16 protein-coding genes, 1 pseudogene and 1 riboswitch are annotated in these 21,406 nt (G+C 69.8%); of the genes and pseudogenes, 11 read left to right on the top strand and 6 right to left on the bottom strand.

Translation table 11 applies throughout. The features are described from left to right. Positions 1 to 80: 80 nt before the first annotated feature. The 5 genes from HNR22_RS01530 to HNR22_RS01510 all read left to right on the top strand — a co-directional run bounded on the left by HNR22_RS01530 (position 81) and on the right by HNR22_RS01510 (position 5,271). Positions 81 to 1,046, top strand: a complete 966-nt coding sequence (locus HNR22_RS01530; RefSeq protein ID WP_179778669.1) for a helix-turn-helix domain-containing protein — start codon at positions 81 to 83, stop codon at positions 1,044 to 1,046. A 263-nt stretch (positions 1,047 to 1,309) separates the two neighbouring features. Next, positions 1,310 to 2,104, top strand: coding sequence for an alpha/beta hydrolase (locus HNR22_RS01525; protein WP_179778668.1), 795 nt, complete (start codon positions 1,310 to 1,312; stop codon positions 2,102 to 2,104). After that, the gene (locus HNR22_RS01520) at positions 2,101 to 2,892 is read left to right on the top strand and encodes an MBL fold metallo-hydrolase (RefSeq protein WP_179778667.1); all 792 of its coding nucleotides are present in this window, start codon (positions 2,101 to 2,103) and stop codon (positions 2,890 to 2,892) included. Before HNR22_RS01525 ends, HNR22_RS01520 begins: the two co-directional genes overlap by 4 nt. Positions 2,893 to 3,157: 265 nt before the next feature. Beyond that, positions 3,158 to 4,552 carry an enolase C-terminal domain-like protein gene (locus tag HNR22_RS01515; protein WP_179778666.1) on the top strand — a complete coding sequence of 465 codons (1,395 nt, stop codon included), beginning with the start codon at positions 3,158 to 3,160 and terminating at the stop codon, positions 4,550 to 4,552. A gap of 8 nt (positions 4,553 to 4,560) precedes the next feature. Then, the gene (locus tag HNR22_RS01510; protein WP_179778665.1) at positions 4,561 to 5,271 is read left to right on the top strand and encodes a FadR/GntR family transcriptional regulator; all 711 of its coding nucleotides are present in this window, start codon (positions 4,561 to 4,563) and stop codon (positions 5,269 to 5,271) included. Between the two features lie 30 nt (positions 5,272 to 5,301). Here HNR22_RS01510 and HNR22_RS01505 read toward each other — a convergent pair whose 3' ends face one another. From HNR22_RS01505 to HNR22_RS01495, 3 genes are read right to left on the bottom strand one after another with little or no spacing between them, the layout of a single operon-like run. Beyond that, the gene (locus HNR22_RS01505) at positions 5,302 to 6,120 is read right to left on the bottom strand and encodes an ATP-binding cassette domain-containing protein (protein ID WP_179778664.1); all 819 of its coding nucleotides are present in this window, start codon (positions 6,118 to 6,120) and stop codon (positions 5,302 to 5,304) included. After that, positions 6,120 to 7,172, bottom strand: coding sequence for an ABC transporter substrate-binding protein (locus HNR22_RS01500; protein WP_179778663.1), 1,053 nt, complete (start codon positions 7,170 to 7,172; stop codon positions 6,120 to 6,122). The genes HNR22_RS01505 and HNR22_RS01500 overlap by 1 nt, the downstream gene beginning before the upstream one ends. Positions 7,173 to 7,212: 40 nt before the next feature. Beyond that, positions 7,213 to 8,220, bottom strand: coding sequence for an ABC transporter permease (locus HNR22_RS01495; RefSeq protein WP_179778662.1), 1,008 nt, complete (start codon positions 8,218 to 8,220; stop codon positions 7,213 to 7,215). Between the two features lie 653 nt (positions 8,221 to 8,873). Next, positions 8,874 to 9,019: riboswitch (cobalamin riboswitch) on the top strand. 35 nt (positions 9,020 to 9,054) lie between these two features. On the opposite strand from HNR22_RS01495, the gene HNR22_RS01490 reads away from it, so the two are divergent. Genes HNR22_RS01490 through HNR22_RS01480 form a run of 3 tightly spaced genes read left to right on the top strand, consistent with a single transcriptional unit; the run spans position 9,055 to position 10,612 of the window. Further along, a complete protein-coding gene (locus HNR22_RS01490) occupies positions 9,055 to 9,258 on the top strand; it encodes a CbtB domain-containing protein (RefSeq protein WP_179778661.1) in 204 nt (67 codons plus the stop codon). Continuing rightward, on the top strand, positions 9,249 to 10,019 hold the full coding sequence (locus HNR22_RS01485; protein ID WP_179778660.1) for a CbtA family protein: 771 nt from the start codon (positions 9,249 to 9,251) through the stop codon (positions 10,017 to 10,019). Before HNR22_RS01490 ends, HNR22_RS01485 begins: the two co-directional genes overlap by 10 nt. Further along, the gene (locus HNR22_RS01480; protein ID WP_179778659.1) at positions 10,016 to 10,612 is read left to right on the top strand and encodes a histidine phosphatase family protein; all 597 of its coding nucleotides are present in this window, start codon (positions 10,016 to 10,018) and stop codon (positions 10,610 to 10,612) included. Before HNR22_RS01485 ends, HNR22_RS01480 begins: the two co-directional genes overlap by 4 nt. 339 nt (positions 10,613 to 10,951) lie before the next feature. On the opposite strand, the gene HNR22_RS01475 is transcribed toward HNR22_RS01480, so the two are convergent. The 3 genes from HNR22_RS01475 to HNR22_RS01465 form a co-directional block, all read right to left on the bottom strand. Further along, entirely contained in the window at positions 10,952 to 11,611 is a 660-nt protein-coding gene (locus tag HNR22_RS01475; RefSeq protein ID WP_179778658.1) for a phosphotransferase, read from the bottom strand. Between the two features lie 94 nt (positions 11,612 to 11,705). Further along, the gene (locus HNR22_RS01470) at positions 11,706 to 17,321 is read right to left on the bottom strand and encodes a GH92 family glycosyl hydrolase (protein ID WP_179778657.1); all 5,616 of its coding nucleotides are present in this window, start codon (positions 17,319 to 17,321) and stop codon (positions 11,706 to 11,708) included. A gap of 274 nt (positions 17,322 to 17,595) precedes the next feature. Continuing rightward, complete coding sequence (locus HNR22_RS01465; protein WP_179778656.1) at positions 17,596 to 18,678, bottom strand: glycoside hydrolase family 19 protein; 1,083 nt, start codon at positions 18,676 to 18,678, stop codon at positions 17,596 to 17,598. Positions 18,679 to 19,067: 389 nt separating this feature from the next. Here HNR22_RS01465 and HNR22_RS01460 point away from each other — a divergent pair, with 389 nt between their 5' ends. The 3 genes and pseudogenes from HNR22_RS01460 to HNR22_RS31795 form a co-directional block, all read left to right on the top strand. After that, a complete protein-coding gene (locus HNR22_RS01460; RefSeq protein ID WP_179778655.1) occupies positions 19,068 to 20,090 on the top strand; it encodes a polysaccharide deacetylase family protein in 1,023 nt (340 codons plus the stop codon). 79 nt (positions 20,091 to 20,169) lie between these two features. Beyond that, positions 20,170 to 21,129: an acetamidase/formamidase family protein gene (locus HNR22_RS01455; RefSeq protein ID WP_179778654.1), complete on the top strand. Its 960-nt coding sequence runs from the start codon at positions 20,170 to 20,172 to the stop codon at positions 21,127 to 21,129. A gap of 62 nt (positions 21,130 to 21,191) precedes the next feature. Next, a pseudogene (locus HNR22_RS31795) lies at positions 21,192 to 21,347 on the top strand (WGR domain-containing protein); the annotation flags it as partial. Between the last annotated feature and the right edge of the window lie 59 nt (positions 21,348 to 21,406).

Raw genomic sequence — 21,406 nt, 5'->3', positions numbered from 1 at the left:
GACGACTCGGGGGGTACCGTGCTCGACCCTGCTCCGCCTATCCTCGGGGACTCAGGCGCTCCGACAGTGGAAGCGGAATCATGCCGTACGTTCTCGACACCGCCGTCATACCGCTTCCGGATCGTATCGAGGCCATCAGGACGGCGATGCTGCACGCGTCGGCGCCCTGTCACGTCATCCATGAGGATCCCGACGGCGACATCTTCTGCCGGATGGAACTGTGGGACCTCGGCAACAGCAACATCTTCATCAGCCGTTCCTCCGGCATCCGCCTGCTGCGTACGGCCAAACTCGCCAGACAGGACGCGATGCCGGTCGTCGCCCTGTCCGTGCAGCAACGCGCCCACGGCCACCTCGATCAGCACAAGCACCTACAGGTGGTTCCGCCGGGCGAGCTCCTCGCCGTCGACCTGTCAGCGCCGTACGACTACTCCTGGTCCGGCGACGGAGCGGCCGGCTGCATCCAGATTCCCAGTGACCAGCTCGGACTGCCGATCGACGTCATCCGGCACGCCATCCACCGACTGCGAGCCAGCCCGCTGTACCGCATGGTCACCGACCACATCACGAACCTCACCAGGAATCCGGCGCGGATCACGGCCGACCCGACGGCGGCGATCGTCACCACCACCAGCATCGAGTTGACCCGGGCGCTGCTGGCATCCGCCGACCGCACGGAACGGCTCGCGAGGCAGGTGCTCGCCGAGACCATCCTCACCCGCGTCCGCACGTACGTCCGCCATCACCTGGCCGACCCCGACCTCACGCCCGGCCGCATCGCCGCGGCACACAACATCTCCCTGCGACACCTCTACAAGGTCTGCGCGGACGCCGACATCAGTCTCGAGCAGTGGATCATCAGCGAACGGCTCCAGAGCGTGTGGCACGATCTGCGTCGGCCAGACAAGCGGCATCTGCCGGTCGCCGTGATCGCACGCCGTTGGGGCTTCCGGGACTCGACGCACTTCACCCGACGGTTCAAGGCCCGCTACGGCTTCTCACCCGCTCAGTGGCGCCGCTCGTGCGAGGAGACGCCGCCGTCCTGATCGTGCGCTGTGGACAACGTTCGTGCACACAGAGCCGGTCAGAAATCGAAGCGCCGAGGTTAGATTCGCACCGTCCGGGGCGAAGGTGAGGGAGGCGACGACGACCAGGTCGTCCCCTTCGCGGTGGGCGGGCAGGCATCCGCCGCCCGCATCAAGAACGCCCGTCTGCTGGTTTACCCCGGGGCGCCGCACGGCCCACCGACACGCACAGGGACCAACTCGGCCGCGACCTGCTCGACATTCTTTCTGGAAGGACGCCTGACATGGCACCCGACACGATCATGCTCGTCCACGGATTCTGGGTCACCCCACGCAGCTGGGAGAACTGGATCACCCACTACGAGAGCAAGGGCTTCCGGGTCATCGCGCCCGCCTACCCCGGTTACGAGGTCGAGGTGGAGGCCCTGAACACCGATCCCACACCGATCCTGCACTCCACGGTGCCGCAGATCATCGGCCACTACGAGAGTGTGCTCCGTGGGCTGAACTCACCGCCGATCATCATCGGGCACTCGGCCGGTGGCGCGTTCACGCAGATCCTGCTCGACCACGGCTTCGGCGCGGCCGGCGTCGCGATGAACTCAGCGCCGACCGAGGGCGTGCGGGTGGTGCCACTGTCGCAGGTGAAGTCGACGTTCCCGGTGCTGAAGAACCCGGCGAATCGGCACAGGGTGGTGCCGCTGACGTTCGAGGAGTGGCAGTACGCCTTCACCAACACGTTCACCGAGGAGGAGGGCCGGGCGCTGTGGCAGCGCTATGCCATCCCGGCCAACGGCGGCATCCTCTGGGGCAGCGTGCTGGCGAACTTCCAGCCTGGGCACCAGGACACCTGGGTCGACTACCACAATGACAACCGGGCGCCGCTGCTGTTCGTCTCCGGCTCCGAGGACCACATCATGCCGCCGGCGATCCAGGAGTCGAACGCCAAGCACTACAAGTCGAACACCATCACCGAACGCCGGGAGTACGACGGCTACGCGCATCTCCTACCGGCCCAGAAGGGTTGGCAGGAGATCGCCGACGAGGTCCTCGACTGGGCCTTGCGGCACGCACGGTGAGCGACCTGCGGATCACCCACATCGGCGGGCCGACCATGCTGGTCGAGGTGGACGGCTGGCGCATCCTCACCGACCCGACATTCGACGCTCCGGGCCGGACGTACAAGTTCGGGTGGGGCACCGCGTCGCGCAAGCTGACCGGCCCGGCACTGCCGGCGGAGTCACTCGGCCACATCGACGTGGTGCTGCTGACGCACGACCACCACGCCGACAACCTCGACGACAGCGGCCGCGCGCTGCTGCCGTCCGCCGGTCGGGTCGTCACCACCGTCAGCGGCGCCCGCCGGGTCGGCCCGCCGGCCACCGGGCTCCGGCCCTGGCGCAGCACCGAGTTGACCGCGCCCGGCCGGCCAGCCATCGAGGTGACCGCGACCCCGTGCCGGCACGGACCCCCGCTGAGCCGACCGGTGGCCGGAGAGGTGACCGGTTTCGTGCTGCGCTGGCAGGGACAGCGGCACGGCGCCCTGTGGATCACCGGCGACACGGTCCTGTACCGGGGGGTACGGCAGGTGGCCGAACGGTTCACCATCGGCACCACGCTGCTGCACCTGGGCGCGGTGCGGTTCGGCCTGACAGGTCCGCTGCGCTACACGATGACAGCCACCGACGGTGTCGAGCTGTGCACTCTCGTTGGGGCGCACACGGTGGTGCCGGTGCACTATGAGGGCTGGGGTCATTTCACCGAGGACCGGTCGGCGATCGAGGCCGCATTCGCCGTCGCGCCGGAGCCGGTCCAGCGCAGCCTGAACTGGCTGACCACGGGCGTGGCCACGTCCCTCACGGCTTGACCGGAACCCCGGTGTCGGCGGCTCGCCGACACCGGGGTTGGGTGTGTTGGGCAGGCAATCTTCCCCGCTCTGGCCGGGCCCACCGCGCCGCCACTCCCTCCCGACGAGGACGATCGCATGGCCCGGCGTCTCAGCGCCGATCATGGAACGCAGAAACGTCGGATGTATCCGATCGGATGTCGATCGACATCGTTGACGCGCCAGAAACGCCCTCCGTATACTCCGAGTGATCATCCGATCTTTTGCCTAGCCGGGCGAGGAGCGCATGCCGCAGATCACCGCCGTCACCGTCGAGGACGTCCGTTTTCCCACCTCACTGACCGCCGACGGGTCCGACGCCATGAACAAGGACGGCGACTACTCGGCGGCGTACGTCATCCTGCACACCGACGGTGTCGACAGCGTGGGCGTGCCACTCGCGGGTCACGGGCTGACCTTCACCATCGGTCGAGGCAACGACATCGTCGCCGCGGCCGCGGTGCACCAGGCACAGCTTCTGGTCGGCCTGGACGTGGCGACGATGGCCGCGGACATGGGCGCGGTCTACCGACTCCTCACCTCCGACAGCCAACTGCGGTGGCTCGGGCCGGAGAAGGGCGTCGTCCACCTGTCGCTGGCGGCCGTGCTGAACGCCTCATGGGACCTGGTCGCCCGGCTCGCCGGGAAGCCGCTGTGGCGGCTGCTCGTCGACATGTCCCCCGAGCAACTCGTCGACATCGCGGACCTGCGCTACCTGTCCGACGCGCTGACCCGGGACGAGGCACTGGCCATCCTGCGGGCCAAGGAGAGCACCAGGGCCGACCGCCTCGCCGAGCTCGACCGCACCGGCTACCCCGCCTACACCACCTCGGCCGGCTGGCTCGGCTACGACGACGACAAGCTGCGCCGGCTGTGCCAGGAGGCGGTGGACACCGGCTACGGGTACGTCAAGCTCAAGGTGGGCGCCAATCTCGACGACGACATCCGCCGCTGTGGGATCGCCCGGGAGATCCTCGGCCCGCACCGCAACCTGATGATCGACGCCAACCAGGTCTGGGACGTCGGTCAGGCCATCGAGTGGGTCAGGGCCCTCGCCCAGTTCACACCCCTGTGGATCGAGGAGCCGACCAGTCCCGACGACATCCTGGGCCACGCGGCCGTCCGCCGCGCGGTCGCTCCCATCGGCGTGGCCACCGGCGAGCACTGCCACAACCGGGTGATGTTCAAGCAGCTGTTCCAGGCCGGGGCCATCGACTTCTGCCAGCTGGACACCGGTCGGCTGGCCAGCATCAACGAGATCGTCGCCGTGCTGCTCCTCGCCGCGAAGTTCGACGTGCCGGTGTGCCCCCACGCCGGCGGGGTCGGGCTCTGCGAGATGGTCCAACACGTGTCGGTGCTCGACTACGTCGCGATCTCCGGGGATCTCACCGACCGGGTCACCGAGTTCGTCGACCACCTGCACGAGCACTTCACCGACCCGTGCGTCGTCCGGGACACCGGCTCGGGCAGCGGTTACGTCCTGCCCAGCCAGCCCGGCTACTCCACCCGGATGCGTCCCGAGTCGGTCGCGCTCTACCGGTTTCCCGACGGCCACTACTGGGCGGCGTCGGACCCGACTACCGTGTCATCCTCGGAGCCGTACGTGATCGCGGGTGGGACGGCCACCCCCGCCGGCCGCTAGGGGGTGTCATGTCGCGCACCGACGAAGTGGTGAACGGCATCAAGCGGATGATCCTCGAAGGGCAGTTCAAGCCCGGGGACCGACTGCCCATCGAGAAGGACCTCGCCGAGTCGCTCGGCGTTTCGCGGGGGTCGCTGCGCGAGGGCATGTCGGCTCTGTCGATCCTCGGCATCGTCAACATCCGTCAGGGCGACGGCACCTACGTCACCAACCTCGACGCGCCGCAACTGCTGGCTCCGATGGGCTTCGTGGTGGACTTCCAGGGCCAGGGCGACCCCCGGCACATCCACACCGTCCGGCGGCTGCTGGAGTGCGAGGCCGCCCGACTGGCGGCGACCAGGATGACCGACGAGGCCCTCGCCCAGGCCGGGGACCTGCTTGCCGAGGCGGCCCGGATGGTCGGCCAGTCACCGCAGGACCACGAGCGCATCCTCGAGATCGACATCGCCTTCCACCGCATCATCGCGGTGCACGCCGAGAATCCGGTGCTCGTCGGGCTGATCGAGGCGTTCGCCGGGCGCACAGTGCGGGGCCGGCTGTGGCGGAGCCTGCACGAGGAAGGCGCGGACCGGCGTACCCACGACGAGCACGTGGCGATCCTCAAGGCCCTTGCGGCACGCGACCCGGATCGGGCCCGCATCCGGATGGCCAACCACCTGATCGGGGTGGAGGAGTCGTTGTACGGGTTGCCCGACGACGCCGAGGCCAGCACCGGGTGAGATCGGGCGCGCCCCGGTCGACGGCCACGGTCACCGCTCGTCGCGTTCCACGCTGGTGCTCCCGGTCATCGCCGCCACCAGGTCGTCGGTGGTGACCTCGTCGGCGCGCAGTCGGGCCGCCCGCCGACCGAGGCGCAGCACCTCGACCCGGTCGGCGATCTCAAGCACCTGCGGCATGTTGTGGCTCACCAGCACCACCGACATGCCGGCGTCGCGGGCGCGCCGGACCACGTCGAGCACCCGCCCGGTCTGGACGACACCGAGTGCGGCGGTGGGCTCGTCGAGGATGACCACGCTGGTCGCCCAGATGATGGCGCGGGCAACCGCGACGCACTGCCGTTGCCCACCGGACAACATCGCGATCGGGGTGGTGACCCGGGGGATCCGTACCCCCAGCTCGTCCAGGGCGGCGGCCGCGCCCAGCCGCATCGCGCGCTTGTCGAGCAGCCCGAGCCGACCCAGCGGCCCGGAGCGCAGGATCTCCCGCCCGAGGTACAGGTTGGCGGCCACGCTGAGGTCGTCGGCGACGGCGAGGTCCTGGTAGACGGTCTCCACCCCGGCGCGCCGGGCGTCGACCGGGGTCGAGAACTGGACGGGACGACCACCCACCCGGATCTCGCCCTCGTCGGGCGGGTGCACACCGGACAGTGTCTTGATGAGGGTGCTCTTCCCGGCACCGTTGTCGCCGATCAACGCGACGACCTCACCCCGGTGGACCGTGAAGTCGGCACCGCGCAGCGCCTCGACGTGCCCGAACCGCTTGACGATGCCACGGGCTTCGAGGACCGGCGGGTCGTCGGCGGTGGGTTGGCGGCCGCTGTCGGCGGTGGCCGTCGGGATCGTACCCATCACCGCACCGGGGGGTTGGCGCAGCTGGGCTCGAGCACCGCCTTGATCTCCGCGGAGTCGATGTTCTCCTTGGTGACGAACGTGACGCCGGTGTCGGCCGACGCCAGCGGCGCCTTGTCCCGCAGGTGCTTGACCATCTTGTCGACGCCGAAGTAGCCCATCTTGAACGGGTTCTGCACGACCAGCGCGGAGATCTGGCCGCTGCGTACGCCGGCGATCTCGTCCGGAGCGGCGTCCCACCCGATGATGACCACCTTGCCGGACTTGCCGGCCGCCTGGATGGCCTGCGCGGCGCCGAGCACACTCGGCTCGTTGGCCGCGAAGACGCCCGCGAGGTCGGGGTTGGCGGTGAGGATGTTCTCGGTGACGCGTCGTGCCTCGTTGACGTCACTGCGGCTGGGCTGCTGGCCGACCAGCTTCAGGTTCGGATACTGGGCGAGGCCGGCCTTGAAACCGTCGACCCGCTCGGTGTTGGTCTGCGACCCGGGCTGGAACTCGACCAGCGCCACCTCGTGGTTGCCGGGGCCGAGTTCGGTGGCGAGCAGCTTCGCCGCCTCGGTGGCCGACGCGCGGTTGTCGGTGGCGAACAGCGGCACGTTCGACGGCTGCGGGCTGGTGCCAGAGTCGATCATCGCAACCGGGATGTTCGCGGCGAGCGCCTTGTCGGTGGCGGGCGCCAACGCACTGGAGTCGGTGGCCGCGTAGACGATGCCGTCGACCTTCTTGGTGACGTAGTTCTGGATCAGGTTGACCTGACCCTCGACATCGGTTTCGGTGGTCACCCCGTCCCACTGGACGGTGACGTCACCCGCGCGTTGCGCGGCGCACTCGGCGCCCGCCTTCACCGTGTTCCAGTAGTCGGCCCCGACCGCCTTCGGGACCACAGCGAGCTTCAACGGCCCGCTCGCGTCCTTGGTCGCGCCGTCGCCTCCGTCCCGGACCTCGACCCCGCCGCAGGCGCTGAGCAGAGCGGTCGCCGCGGCCACGGCCAGAATCGCCTGCGCGCGCAGGAGTGGCCCGCGTGTCCGCCGGCTGGTGGTGGTGTGTGCCATGGTGTGTGTCCTTCCTCGTTCGGACTCTCGGAATGGCATGTCAACCCCGTGATTCCAGCCGCCGTCGGCGGTACTGGTCGAAGTAGACGGCGGCCCAGATGATCAGGCCGACGATCACCTGCTGGTAGTGGATGCTGATGTCGAGCAGGACGGCGCCGTTGCGGACCAGGGCGATGAGGAACGCGCCGATGATCGTCCCGACGATCCGGCCCTGACCTCCGAACAGGCTTGCCCCACCGATGACCGCGGCGGCGATGACGTCGAGCTCCAGCGAGATCCCGTAGTTCGGCTGGCCGGAGTTGACCCGCGAGGCCGCGATCATGCCGCCCAGCCCGACGAGCACACCCGCCAGCACGTACACGCCGGTCAGGTGCCGCCCGACCCGGATGCCCGACCGGCGTGCGGCCTCCAGATTGGAGCCCATCGCGTACGTGTACTGACCGAAGCGGGTCTGGGAGAGCAGGAAGGCGACACCGACGGCGACCAGTACGGTGATCACCACGGCGAACGGGATGCCGACGATCTCCCCGTTGCCGAGCAGTTGGAAGGATCGGGGCAGGCCGTAGACGCCGACCGCCCCGGTGATGATGAAGACGAGCCCGCGTCCGACGGACATCGTTCCCAGCGTCGCGATGAACGGTGGGATCCGAGCCACGGTCACCAGCAGCCCGTTGAGCAGCCCGGCCAGCGCGCCGACGCCGATCGCGACCGTTGTCGCCGCCCAGAGTGGAAAGCCGAGGTCGCGTACGACCATCGCCCCCGCCACGCCGGCGAGCGCGGCGACCGATCCCACGGAGAGGTCGATGCCCCTCGTGATGATGACCATCGTCTGCGCCGTGGCGATGATGGCGATCACCGCGGTCTGCGCCCCGATGTTGAAGAGGTTGTCCGCGGTCAGGAAGTAGGGGCTGGCGAAAGTCAACACGATGAACAGCACGACGAGCGCGGTGGCGGCGGTCAGCTCGGAGACGGCGTGGGAGATCCGTTCCCGGAACCAGTCGCTGGGCGTGCCGTGCTGCGTGCCGGTGGTTGCCTCGACGGTGCTCATCGTCGGCCCTGACCTCCCCAAGCGTGGCGCCGCACGCGACGGGAGAGCCGTCGGCGAGCGGAGCACCGGTGACCGGCCGAGCCTCCTCGGCAGGGAGAGACGGGCTCGGGCCCGCGCCACCCACGGAGATAGGTCGGATGTTTCCCTTGATCAGGCGTTACCATGCCATGCACGTGCGTGTGTTGCCAAGGTCTTGCGACCATGTTTTGTCGTCGTTACGCGAGCCCTCGGAGCCCTATGTCCGATCAGAACGGCATGACCTGTTGTCGATGGCCGCCCCGCGAGCCAACGCACCACAATCCGATTGTTATCGATAACATGCTATGTCTTCGACGCCCGCCGCGCTCGCCTCCTCACGAACCCAACCGGTGTACCGGGCGGCGAGCAGACAGACCGGCCGGTCCGAGCCAAGAATCAGCAGACCCGGGCCGAACAGTCGAGCGCGTGCTCGACAGCGGGCCGCGGGTCCGCCGTCGTCCAGGCCGCGCCGTTCACCCCGGCCACCAGCCCGGAGAGCTTCGCCGTCGCGTCGGGTTCGGCCGCGGCGAAGGATGCCCGCCGACGGCGGCCGGGTTTTGATCAGACGAATCGGGCGGCGCTGAAGCCTCGGGCGCCGGTGCCTCACCCGTTGCGGGGCCGGGTTGACCGCCTGCGGCGGCACCGATACCGTCGACCCACTATCTGCGGCGACGCGAGGGAAGCCGGTGTGATTCCGGCGCGGTCGCGCCACTGTGAGCGGTTCCCCCACCTCAAATGGGGCCCGTGAGCCAGGACGCTCGGTCGTCCGCAGCCTTGCGATGGGGACGCGTCATCCCCGGGGAGGTTCGTGATCATATGTCCAGCTCCACGTCCAGCCAGCCGTTGGTGAATCCCGCTGGCACCACGCGTCTTCTGTGGACGGTCCTGGCGACCGTCGTGGCGCTCACCCTGCTGGCCTACCTCGTCGCGTTCGACCAGGGTGCGGTGTCGCGCAGCGGTATGTACCTGCACGAGCTCATGCACGACGGCCGGCACCTGCTCGGTGTTCCGTGCCACTGAACGCCACCACCGCTCCCCCGTTCCTCGCCGTCCTCGTCCGCGGCCTGCTCGCCGGCCTGATCGCTGGCCTGCTCGCCGGGACGTTCGCCTACGTCGCCGGCGAACCGCACGTCGAGGCAGCCATCGCGATCGAGGAGGCGGCCTCGCACGCCGAACCCGCCGCTGGCGGGCACCAGCACGACGAGGCCCTGGTCACCCGGAGCGGCCAACGCGGCGGGCTGTTCCTGGCCACCGGCCTGTTCGGCGCCGCGATGGGCGGTCTGCTGGCCACGGCGTACGTCCTGCTGGCCCGTCGGCGGCGGACCGACGACGACGGGCGTTCCGGCCTGCTGCTGGCCGGTGCGGCGCTGCTCGGCGCGGTGATCGTGCCGTTCCTCAAGTACCCGGCGAACCCCCCGGCGGTCGGCGACCCGGCCACCATCAACCAACGCACCGTCACCTACCTGCTGATGGTGGTGCTCGGTCTGGTGGCCGTGTGGGCCGGCTCGCTGGGCTACCGGTCGGTCGGCGCGCAGGCACCACTGTGGCAACGCGTCGCCGCGGCCGTCGGCGGCTTTCTGCTGGTCACCGTCGCGTCCTACGTGGTGCTTCCCTCGTTCCAGGAAGTCCCCACCGACTTCCCCGCGACGCTGCTGTGGAACTTCCGACTGGCCTCCCTCGGCACCCAGGTGGTGCTCTGGACCGGGATCGGCCTGCTGTTCGCGGCCCTGATGCACCACGATCGACGCCGTCAGGCCGCCGCCGCCCTGCCCAGCACATGACCGTCACCAGCCTCCGGCTGGTCGCCCACGGTCACACCGCCGCCCTGCGTCGGGCCCGCTTCGGCGGGCCCGACGACGGTCTGGACGAGGGCGGTCTGCGCGCCACCCTCGCCCAGGCCCACGCGGATCCGGACCGGCGTGGGCACCTCGGCATGCACGACACCTGCCTGTGCAGCCCAGCGGCGGCGGCCCGGCAGACCGCCGCCGCCTTCGGTCTGCTGCCGACGATCGAGACGGCGTTGGCCGACTGCGACTACGGAGACTGGACCGGACGGTCGCTCGAAGAGATCGCCGGCACGCACCCGCAGGCCCTACACGACTGGTTGTCCACACCGAACTCGGCACCGCACGGCGGTGAGTCCGTCGCGGCCGTGCGGGATCGGGTCGGCAGTTGGCTGGACGAGCAGCACCGAGCCGGCGGGCGCGTCATCGCGGTCACCCACCCGCTGGTGATCCGGGTCGCGGTCGTGCACGCCCTCGGCCTGCCAATGGCGACGTACCGGCAGCTGGACGTGGAGCCGTTGGCGATCATCCGGCTCACCAGCCAGGGCACGCGCTGGCAACTCCGACTGTGCGCGCCGCGAGCAGGTTGAGGTCACGCCAACGGCGCGGGCCGCCGCGCCCAGGCGGCCGGCGGCCACGATGCCGACACCGGCGCCGACAGGTACCGGACCGGGAGGGTGCTGTTGGCGGCGGTGTCGCGCTGGGCGCGGAGCCGAGGTGGGTCGACTCCGCGATGGTGTGGTCATGAATCCAGGGCCCGCAGTGAGCTGAGCGGCGGGTGGACGGCCCGGAGAGCGATATACCTCAGAGGTATAGATATGACTCCGAGGTATGCCGCCTGAAAGCAATACACCGTCGCCGGGCCAGCGCGATGAGAGGCCCGGCGTCGCGCTGCTGCCGCGCCGCTGAGCCCGACCGGACGGTCTGCTTCAGCCCGCCCGAGTATGGACCAGTGCGGCGGCACGGCCCAGGGCGGACTTCTCGACGGCGGTCAGCGCCGGGTCGACCCGGCGCTGACCCACCGCACGCCGTAGTTGGCTGGCCCGGGGTGGCTGCGCGCGTCGCTGAAAGGCGTCGAGGCCGTCCCGGGCAAGATCGGCGAGCTGCGGGTCCGGGCTGACCGCCACGTCGGCGAGGATGAGAGCGGTCATGGCCACGTCCAGGTCTGCCGGTCCCTCGGCCGCGTTGCGCCAATCGATGACCACGGGCCCGCGCGAGGTCACCATGACGTTCTGTGGGTGCAGGTCGAGGTGCAGGACGCGGTCCGACGGGTCAACGCTGAACCGGGCCGGCAGGCTGTGGAGGCGGTCGAGCAGGCCCACGAGCAGGTCGGCGGCCGCGCCGATGGCGGTGCGTCCGGCCAGCATCGACGCCAGGAGAGTCTCGCCGTCGAGTCGTTCGAGCACCAGGTCGGGCCCTTGGGCGTCGTACACCACGGGCACCGGGTAGCCGGCGACCCCGACATACGCCATCAACGCCGCCTCGGGCGCGCTGTCCCCACCCTGCCGGTACCGGCGCAGCACCCGCGACTCGTCGAGCACGTAGACGTCGGCGTCGCGCCCCGAGGCGAGCAGCGCGTGATCGGCCATGGCAGACGACGCTAACAGTGGTTGCGCGACAAGCGCGTGGGGCGGGCCGTGATCACGGCCCGCCCCACCCTGCTGCGCTGTCCCCGGCTCAGTGCTAGCCGGTGACGGTGAACGGCCGGGACACCTTCGTCGCCGACTTCTCACCGCTCAGCGTGACGCTGGTCGCGCCCGCCTTCGCCGCACCCGGAACGCTGACCGTCGCGCCCGAGATGACACCGTCACCGTTCGCGCGCACCGTGCTGACCGCGAGGCCGTTCCCGACGGTGATCGTGACCGCCTCGTTCGGAACGAACCCGGAACCGTCGATGGCGATCGACGTACCACGCGGACCCGAGGTGGTCAGCAGTGCCACCCGCGGCTGGTAGCTCGGCGCCTGGGCCTGCCCGGTCACCTGGACGGTGGCCGTGGCCGGCGTCCGCGTCGACGCGCCCGTCGCGGTGACCGCGTACCGGCCGGGTTGTGCGTCACCGGAGGTCGGGACCGAGACGCGGACCGTGCCCGTCGCGGAGGCCGCGACCTTCGTGGTCCGGGCCGGGTCGGTGCCGACGCTGACGGTCACCTGCTCACCGGCGGCGAACCCACTGCCGTCGACGGTGACAGTGCCGCCGGTGGTGACGGGGCCAGCCGCCGACAGCGCGATCGTCGGCTGGGAACCGCCCCGCGCGACGGTCACGGTGAAGGCCTCGGTGCTGCTCGACAGCGTGTCCCACGCGGTGACGTGCACCGTGTAGGTGCCCTCCCGCGAGTAGGTGTGCTGACCGCTCATCGCACCGGACGCACCGATGGTGACGTCGTCCGGAGCCGTGCCGTCACCCCACTGGACGCGGGCACGGTAGCCGGTCGTGCCGGGAACGCCGCCGGTCACCGAGCCGAGGTTCGCCGCGAGGGCCTGGCCGGCGTTCGCCGTCTGGTCCTTCGGGGCGACAGTGGCCAGCGCGGGGGCCGGCGTGCCGTCGTTGGCGACGGCGAACACGTGGATCCGGCCCGCCGAGCGAGGGTCACCGGTCTGCGTCGGCAGGGTCACCGACACCAGCGTCTTGCCCGCCGGAATCTGGTACGGCGCGGTCGCGAACAGGAACGGCTGGGCGCCGTCCCGGCTCGTGCCGTGCAGCCGGTACGCCGTCCGGGCAACGATGATGTTGCCGTAGGACGGGCTGGCGTTGGCGTTGCCGCCCAGCGTCCAGTCGCTCATCTGGATCGGGACGCTGGCCGTGCTGCCGTCACTGAAGTTCGCCGTGCCGGTGGTGCTCTGGTTGCCCTGCGTTCCGGCGCCGATGAAGGAGATGCTCTTCGCGTCCTCCGGCAGGTCGAGCAGGACCGTCGCACCGTTGCCGGTGGCGTTGTCCGGCTGCCCGGCCGGGATCATCGGCAGCGTGAACTGCAACGCGGTCCCCGGGACCTGCTGCCGCTGCCCCTGCGTCGCACCGCCCGCCGCCAGGGCGGCCCGCGAGTACGCCCACGACTTGGCGTCGCAGTCCGCCGCGAGGACTCCCTCGTCGCCGACGCAGACGGTGTCGAACGCGGCGGTGAGGCCGGACGTCGGGGCGTACGCCACCTCGACGCCGACCGTCGCGGAGCTCTGGCTCTCGCCGTCGGTCACCGTGACGTTCGCCTGGTGGAAGCCCGGGGTGGCGTAGGTGTGCGACCCGCCGATGTTGTAGACGGCCCGCGAGCTCAGCGTCACGGTGCCCTCGGTGACCGGCGTGCCGTCACCCCAGTCGATCGTTGCCCGGTAACCGGTCGCGGTGCCCCCGGTGACGGACGCCAGCGGTACCGAGACCGGTACGCCGGACGCCGCGTGCACGCTGCCCGCGGCGGTCACCGCGATGTCGCCGCCTCCGATGGACACGTCGCCACCGGCGAGCAACTCGATCTCGGCGAGACTGGTCTGCGCGGCGCCGACGGTCTTCGTGACCGCGAGACGGAACTGCGCGAACCGGCCCGGCTTGTCGATCGTGTACGGGCGGGTCTGACTGCGCCACCGGAACACCTGGTCCCTGCGGGAGTCCACGGTGGTCCAGGTGATGCCGTCGTTGGAGCCCTGCAGTCGCCAGTCCGCCGGATCGCCCGCACTCGCCCCCGACGTGACGGTGTAGTACGTCGGCTTCTGCTTGCCACCACGGAACGCCCAGGAGATCTGCGGGGTCGCCGAGGTGAAGGTCAGCTGCGTGGTGGACGAGTCGTCGAACAGCTTCGACGCGTCCTGACCACCGGTGGCGGTCGCGGTGCCGAGGCCGGGGCCGGTGGTGTCCTGCAACGGCTTCGGCGCCTGGTCACCCTTGGTCAGCGACGGCGGCGCGTCGTTCCTGCCGCTGCCCCAGGAGGACGGGTTGGGGCCCATCTGGAAGTCGATGGTGCCGCCCTTGGCGAGTGCGGCCACGTCCACCGACAGACCGCGCTGCTTCTTGCCGTTGACCTTGACGTCCTGCACGTAGACGTTGCGGGTGCTGTTGCTCGGCGCGTTGACGACGATGTCGCCAGTGGTGCGACGCACTGTCATCTTCGTGAACTGCGGCGAACCGATGGTCCACTCGGACGACCCGGCCTGCAGCGGGTAGATGCCCAGCGAGCTGAGGATGTACCACGACGACATCTCGCCGTTGTCCTCGTCGCCCAGGTAGCCCTGGCCGATCTCGCTGCCGACGTAGAGGCGACGCAGGATCTCCCGTACCGTCGCCTGGGTCTTCGCCGGTGCGCCGGCGAAGTTGTACATGTACGGGATGTGGTGCGACGGCTGGTTGCTCATGCCGAGCTGACCCATCCGCACCGCACGCGCCTCGATCATCTCGTGGATGACGCCGCCGTACCCGCCGGGGCGGTCGGCGTTCTCCGGGGTCGAGAAGAACGTGTCGAGCTTGTCCCGCAGCGCCTTCTGCCCACCGAACAGATTGGCCAGACCCTGACCGTCCTGCTGGGCGGTGAAGGCGAAGTTCCACCCGTTGGTCTCGGTGTAGACGCCACCCCAGTCCAGCGGGTCGCCGGCGAGGAAGTTACCGGCGGCGTCGCGACCCTGGAAGAGCTTCGACTTCGGGTCGAAGAGGTGGACGTAGTTGCGGGCGCGCTCCAGGAAGTAGCGCGACTCCTCCTTGAGCCGGGCGCGCTCCGACTTCGGCGTGGCCGGGTCCTTGGCGAGGGCCGCACCCATGTTGCCGATGCCGTAGTCGTTGATGAAGCCCTCCAGCGCCCACGACACCGACTCCCCGGTGGAGGTCGGCGTGTAGCCGAGGAACAGTGACGTCTCGATGCCCTTGCGCCCGACCGCGCTGCGCCCGGACGCGACGGTCGCGTCCTTGACGGCCGCGTCGTACGCCGCGAGCGGGTCCGGCAGTTTGACCCCGGTGAGGTACGCCTGGGCCAGAGCCACGTTGGCGCTGGTGCCGGTCATCAGGTCGGCGTAGCCGGGAGACGACCAGCGGGCGATCCAACCGCCGTCGCGGTAGTGCTGGACGAACCCGTCGGAGATCTTCGCGGCGACGTCCGGGTACAGCAGCGCGTAGGCGGGCCACACGGTGCGGTACGTGTCCCAGAAGCCGTTGTTGACGTAGATCTGCCCATCGACGATCTTCGCGCCGGTCTGGGTGGGAGTCGAGGCGCCGGTCGGCGCCGAGACCGGGCTCGCGTACTGCCAGCGCGGCGCGGCGGCGGTGCCGGTGTTCTCCGACTGCGAGTTCGGGTAGAGGTTCAGCCGGTACAGGTTCGAGTACATCGAGACCAGCTGCGGTTCGGTGGCGCCACGCACCTCGACCCGGCCGAGCCGGTCCTTCCACATCGCCGTCGCCGCGGCGTGGACCTGGTCGAAGCTCTTGCCGGTGACCTCCAGATCGAGGTTGCGGCGCGCCTGGTCGACGGAGAGGAACGACGTCGCGAGGCGCATCGTCACCTCGCGGGTGGTGGAGACGTCGAACGTGGCCGAGGTCGAGGCGGTTGCCGTCGGCGCCCGGTCGAAGGCACCGGACACGAACATGCGGCTACGACCGGCCGACAGGCCGCTTCCGTTGTCGACCCAGCCGGTCAGGGTGCCGTCCGTGCCGATGGTGAAGGTGCCGTTGTGGAAGACGAGGCTTCCGGTCGCCTGCCCGGTCGGGAAGGTGAACCGCATGATCCCGGCGTGGTCGGTGGGCGACATCTCGGCGACCAGGCCGTTCTGGAGCGTGACCCGGTAGAGGTCCGGCTGCGCGATCTCGTCGTCATGGCTGAAGGCGAGCGCGCGGCTGGCGGGCTGGCCGGTGAGGGAACCGCCGCCGACGACCGGCATGACCGACATCTGGTTGCGGTCACCCATCCACGGGCTGGGCTCGTGGGAGATCGCGAGCCCCTGCAACATCGGCAGGTTGGCCTCGTTGTTGACCCGGTGGTACTCGTACTCCCAGGAGTTGGACGTCGCGTCGGTCACCGGGGTGAAGAAGTTGAAGCCGTTCGGCACCGCGGTGATCGGCAGGTTGTTGCCGCGCGAGAAACCGCCAGTCGAGTTGGTGCCCCGGCGGGTGTCCACGTAGTTGGTCAGCTTCGTGCCGTCGATCGACGCCGGCGCGGCCGTCAGCTCGATGTCGTCGAGCCACCCCTGGAACTGGGTGTCCCCGGTGGACTGCGGGTTGTCGTACGCCAGCAGGATGCGGTCGATCGTCTTGCCGCGGGCGATGGTGCCGAGGTCGGCCTGCACCAGGTTCCACTGGTCGGCGAAGAGCACCTTCGACGCGCCCTGGCCGGCACCGGTGAGCAGGTAGCCGTGCTGGTCGACGGGCGAGCGCCCACTCAGGTAGCTGCCGTCGGTGAAGTGCAGGTCGACGGCGGCGTAGGTGGACGGGTACCGGGCGTTGCCCGTGGTGAACTCCGGGAAGATCTTGTATGACAGACGGGTCTTCGGCCCGACCGGGACGTTGACGTCGAACAGCTTGTTGGTCGCGTACGAGCGGCCGTCGCCCTCGGCGCCACCGGAGTAGCGCAGCGCGGCCAGCCCGGTGAACCCGGCGTCCGGCTTCGTGGTGTAGCCGCCGTTCGGGCCGGCGGTGGCTTCGCTGACCATCGGCGTGGCCGGCGAACGGACGTCGGAGCCGTCGCTGATGTTCCAGTCGGCGAGCTGCACGAGCGAGTCACCGGAGTTCGCGGTGATGTTCAGCCGGTAGAAGGCGTAGGCGCTCGTGTTGGTGAAGCTGTACCTGTTGGTGGCGTACCGGCCGCTGAACGTCTGGCCGACGCGCTTGTCCAGGTCGGTCCAGGTGCTGCCGTCGTTGGAGCCCTGGACGACGAAGTCCCTGGGGTCGCGCGACGGTGCGTCGTTGGCGGAGGTCAGCGAGTAGCGCAACACCGTGGCCGGCTTGGCGAGCTGGTAGGTCACCCAGCCGCTCGACTGGAAGATCAGCCACTTGGTCGACGAGTCGTCGTCCTTGAGGTTCGCGGCGACCTCTCGCGGCTGGTTCTCGTCGCTCGCGGTCACGGCGCTGACCTGGCCGAGCAGGCTGCCGGGCAGGGTCGTGACCTTGCCACTCAGGTTGCCCTGGACCGGTTTTCCGTTCGCGCCGACCTCCACGGTGCTGGTGGCGGGTTGCGGGTCGGCGGTCTCGAACGAGGAGCTGAAGTTGCCGGGCGTCGCCGAGGTGGGGGCGGCGTTGGCCAGGGGCGCGGCGACGAGCAGCCCCAGCGGTAGCAGGACGGCTGTCGTCGCGGCGATCAGGCGGGGAGACAGGGAACGCGCAAGAGGGGTATGCGACATGAGGGACGGGGCCTTTCGACTCGAACAGGTCGAGTACGTCGAAGGTCTGGACTGAGTGGAGCGTGGTGGGCGGCACCCTGACATCGTTGTCATTGGAGTTGGCGAACAGCGAGAGTCGGGGCGGTGGACTGTCGCTGATAGTTCCGGGCGCGGCACGGCCGTGTCAACGGGTTGATGGCGATGAAATCGGTCGGCGTCCCCGAGCCGGACCACCAACGACCGGCTGCCGGGCCCCGACTCCGTAGGGCGACGTGCGCCGAGGCCCGGCCGCGGATCAGCAGTAGAGGTTGGCTCCGGCGGACACACCGAGGATGCCGACGAACTGCTGGTACTTCGTGACGCGGCTCTGCACCTGGGCGGGGTTTCCGCCGTTGCACTCGATCGAGCCGTTGATGCTGCGGATCGTCTCACCGAACCCGGCACCGCCGACCATCGCATTGTGGGCGGTCATGGTGCCCGGCCCGTTCTGGGTCATCCAGTACCAGATCCCGGTCTTCCAGGCCACCGCGGCATCGGTCTGCACCAGCCACGGGTTGGTCAGCAGGGGCAGGTTGAGGGCGTTGCCGGCGGCGTTGTAGTTGAAGTTCCAGCTGAGCTGGATCGGCCCACGCCCGTAGTAGGCCGCCTGCCCGGCCGGACACCCGTAGGACTGGCCGGGGTCGCAGTAGTGCGGGTAGTTCGCGGTGTTCTGCTCGACCACGTGCACGAGGCCGCCGGTCTCGTGGTGCACGTTGGCCAGGAAGGCGGCCGCCTCCTGACGCTGGACGGTGGCGCTGCCGCTCTTCGCGAACGCCGGGTAGGCGCTGAGCGCGGCGACCAGCCCGGAGTACGTGTAGAAGGAGTTGCGGCCCGGGAACATCTGGTTGAACTGGGCCTCGGTCACCACGAAGCCGCCCGGGTCGGTGGGCGGCGGGGTGGTGGGTGGCTGGCCGCCGCAGGTGTACGGCTCCCAGTACCAGGTGCTGACGACGGGGTCGTAGCCGGGATTGTCGTGCTCGGCGATGTAGTAGAGACCGTTGGTGTACCGCACGATCGCGCCGGCGGTGTACCAGGTCCCGGCGGCCCAGTTCGGGTGGTTGCAGGTGCCTCCGGTGGGCGGCGGGGTGGTGCCACCCCCGCATGCGCCGAGATCCTCCCAGACGCCGGTCGTACCCGGTGGTGCCTCGTTCTGGGTCCACCACTTCGCCCGGTAGTTGCGGCCGTTGTGGGAGACCTGGGCGTCTCCCCAGTAGACGGCCGAGGCCTGCCACGATGCTGAACAGGCGGCCGCCGAGGCAGCGGTCGACGGGATGACCGCAGCCAACCCGCCGACGATGGTCAGTGCCACCAGCGCGACCAGCGCGCGCAGTCTCGTCATGTGATCACTCCTTCCTGGGATCCCACTGGCCGCAGACCCGGCCAGGTATTGACACGGGTGACTGTAACATTTTCTGTTTACTTTCTTTACTGTTGCGGCGGAGCCACCCTGTCGACGGCCCGGCGGCGGGATGTCGAAAGTTTCGGCCATTTTCCGGATCACCTCGTGTGCGGCCATCGGGATCGACCCATCTAACCTCGATTGACCACCGTCAGAACCAGCTTGCCGGAGCAGGCGATGGGGGCACAGACCGCCGACCCGCCTCGTTTCGGAGGGCTTCCGGAACTTGTTGACGTGCCGGAAATCCCGCTGCAATACTCCGATCCATCACAGTCGATGCAACGGCTTCGTGATGTCCCGGTTATGCCTCCCGCGAGAAGGGGCACCAGATGAGCAAGCTCTTCCCCCGCACGGCGCTGTGGTCGAGGCGGTTGCGCGCCGCGCTCGCCGTCCTCGCCACCGCCGTCGCGATGTGCGGCGTGGTCCTCGCGGCCACCTCGACCCCGTCGAGCGCCGCCACCTGCAACGGCTACGTCGGTCTCACCTTCGACGACGGTCCGACCGGCAGCACCAGCGCGCTGCTGAACGTGCTGCGCAGCAACGGCGCACGGGCCACCATGTTCAACGTCGGGCAGAACGTCCAGAACAACCGCTCGGCGGCACAGGCACAGGTGGCCGCAGGCATGTGGGTCGGCAACCACAGCTGGAACCACGCCCACATGACCTCGATGAGCCAGGCTCAGATGCAGTCCGACCTGTCCCAGACCAGTTCGGCGATCCAGTCCGCCACCGGCATCCGGCCACAGCTGTTCCGTCCGCCGTACGGGGAGACCAACTCCACCCTCCAGTCCGTCGCGTCATCGCTGGGCATGCGGCAGGTGATCTGGGACGTGGACTCCCAGGACTGGAACGGCGCGAGCGTCAGCCAGATCGTGGCCAACGCGAGCCGCCTCCAGGCCGGTCAGGTCATCCTCATGCACGACGGGATCCAGAACACCCGCGACGCCATACCTCAGATCATGGCCAACCTGACCAGCCGCAACCTGTGCCCCGGCATGATCTCGCCGTCCACCGGCCGGGCGGTCGCGCCCGACGGCACGACCCCGCCGCCCACCACCACCCCGCCGCCGGCCGGCGGCACCTGCACCGCCACCGCGACGACCACCAACGTCTGGGGCGACCGCTACAACACGTCGGTGACGGTCAGCGGCGCCAGCACCTGGACCGTGGTGGTGGCCATCACCGCACCGCAGCGGGTCTCCACCATCTGGAACGGCACCGCCACCTGGGACAGCAGCGGCACCGTGATGACCATGCGGTCCAACGGCAGCGGCAACACCTTCGGCTTCACCACGATGACCAACGGCAACAGCGGCGCTCGTCCGCAGATCCGCTCCTGCACGGCGGGCTGACACCGAGCCGGTGTGCGGCGGGCGCCCGGTTGCCCGCCGCACACCCCGTCGCGCGGATCGGGGCCACTAACCTGCACTGATGCGACACACCCTCACGCCCTCCGACGACAGCCTGCACGGCCACTTCTCCCCCGACTTCCCGCCGGTGCTCACCATCGACCCCGGTGACACCGTCACCTACCGCACCCTGGACTGCTGGTGGTCGGCCGGTCCGTATCCCGGCGGACCGAACCGGGACCGGCCCCGCGTCGCGCAGCATCAACCCGACCACGGTCACGCGTTGGTCGGTCCGGTCGCGGTCCGCGGTGCGCGCGCCGGCCAGACCCTCGCGGTACGCATCGACGCGGTCGTCCCGGCCACCTGGGGCACCACCGTGGCCGGTGGCTGGCCGAGCGGATTCAACCAGCGCTACGGCGTGCAGGAACAACCGGTGGTGCATGCCTGGACGCTGGACCCGGCGACGATGACCGGCCGCAACCAGCATGGCCACACTGTCGCGCTGCGGCCCTTCATGGGGGTGCTCGGCATGCCACCCGCCGAGCCGGGGCGTCATTCGACGATCCCGCCGCGCCCGTGGGGCGGCAACCTGGACTGCCGGGACCTCACCGCGGGAAGCACCCTCCTGCTGCCGATCCCGGTGGACGACGCGCTGTTCTCGGTCGGGGACGGCCACGCCGCACAGGGCGACGGCGAGGTCGGCGGCACCGCGATCGAGTGCCCGATGGACGAGGTGACGCTGACCTTCGACGTCCGCGACGACTTCCCGGTCACCGGCCCGGTGGCGCGCACCGCGGACGCGTGGCTGGCCCTGGGCGTCGGCGCGTCCCTCGACGACGCCTCGTTCATGGCCCTGGACTCGATGCTGACCCTGATGCAGCGGTTGCACGGCCTCAGCCGCGCGGACGCGGTGGCGCTGGCCAGCGTCGCGGTCGACGTGCGGGTGACGCAGATTGTCAATCAGACCGTCGGCGCGCACGCGGTCCTCCGCGACGACGCGCTGGGCTGGCCGGGCGCCGATTCTGTCGGGGGCCGCCGTTAGCGTGTGCGTACTGTCGCCGCGCCGGCCACGTCGGGCCGGTCGCTGACCCCTCGGAGGCCCCCATGTCCCAGGAGACGACCTACCTCGAACTGTCCGAAGTGGACGGTGCACACAAGTTCTACGAGGTCATCGTCGACAACGCCACGCTGACCGTGCGCTACGGCCGGATCGGCGACCAGGGGCAGATCAAGGCCAGCGCCTACCCGGACAACGCACGGGCCCGCGCCGCCGCCGCGAAGAAGATCGGGGAGAAGGTCCGCAAGGGTTACGCGCCGGC

Origin of the sequence: Micromonospora jinlongensis (assembly GCF_013410645.1) — a bacterium.
Taxonomy (GTDB): domain Bacteria; phylum Actinomycetota; class Actinomycetes; order Mycobacteriales; family Micromonosporaceae; genus Micromonospora; species Micromonospora zamorensis.
This window is presented reverse-complemented; position numbering and strand designations above follow the sequence as displayed.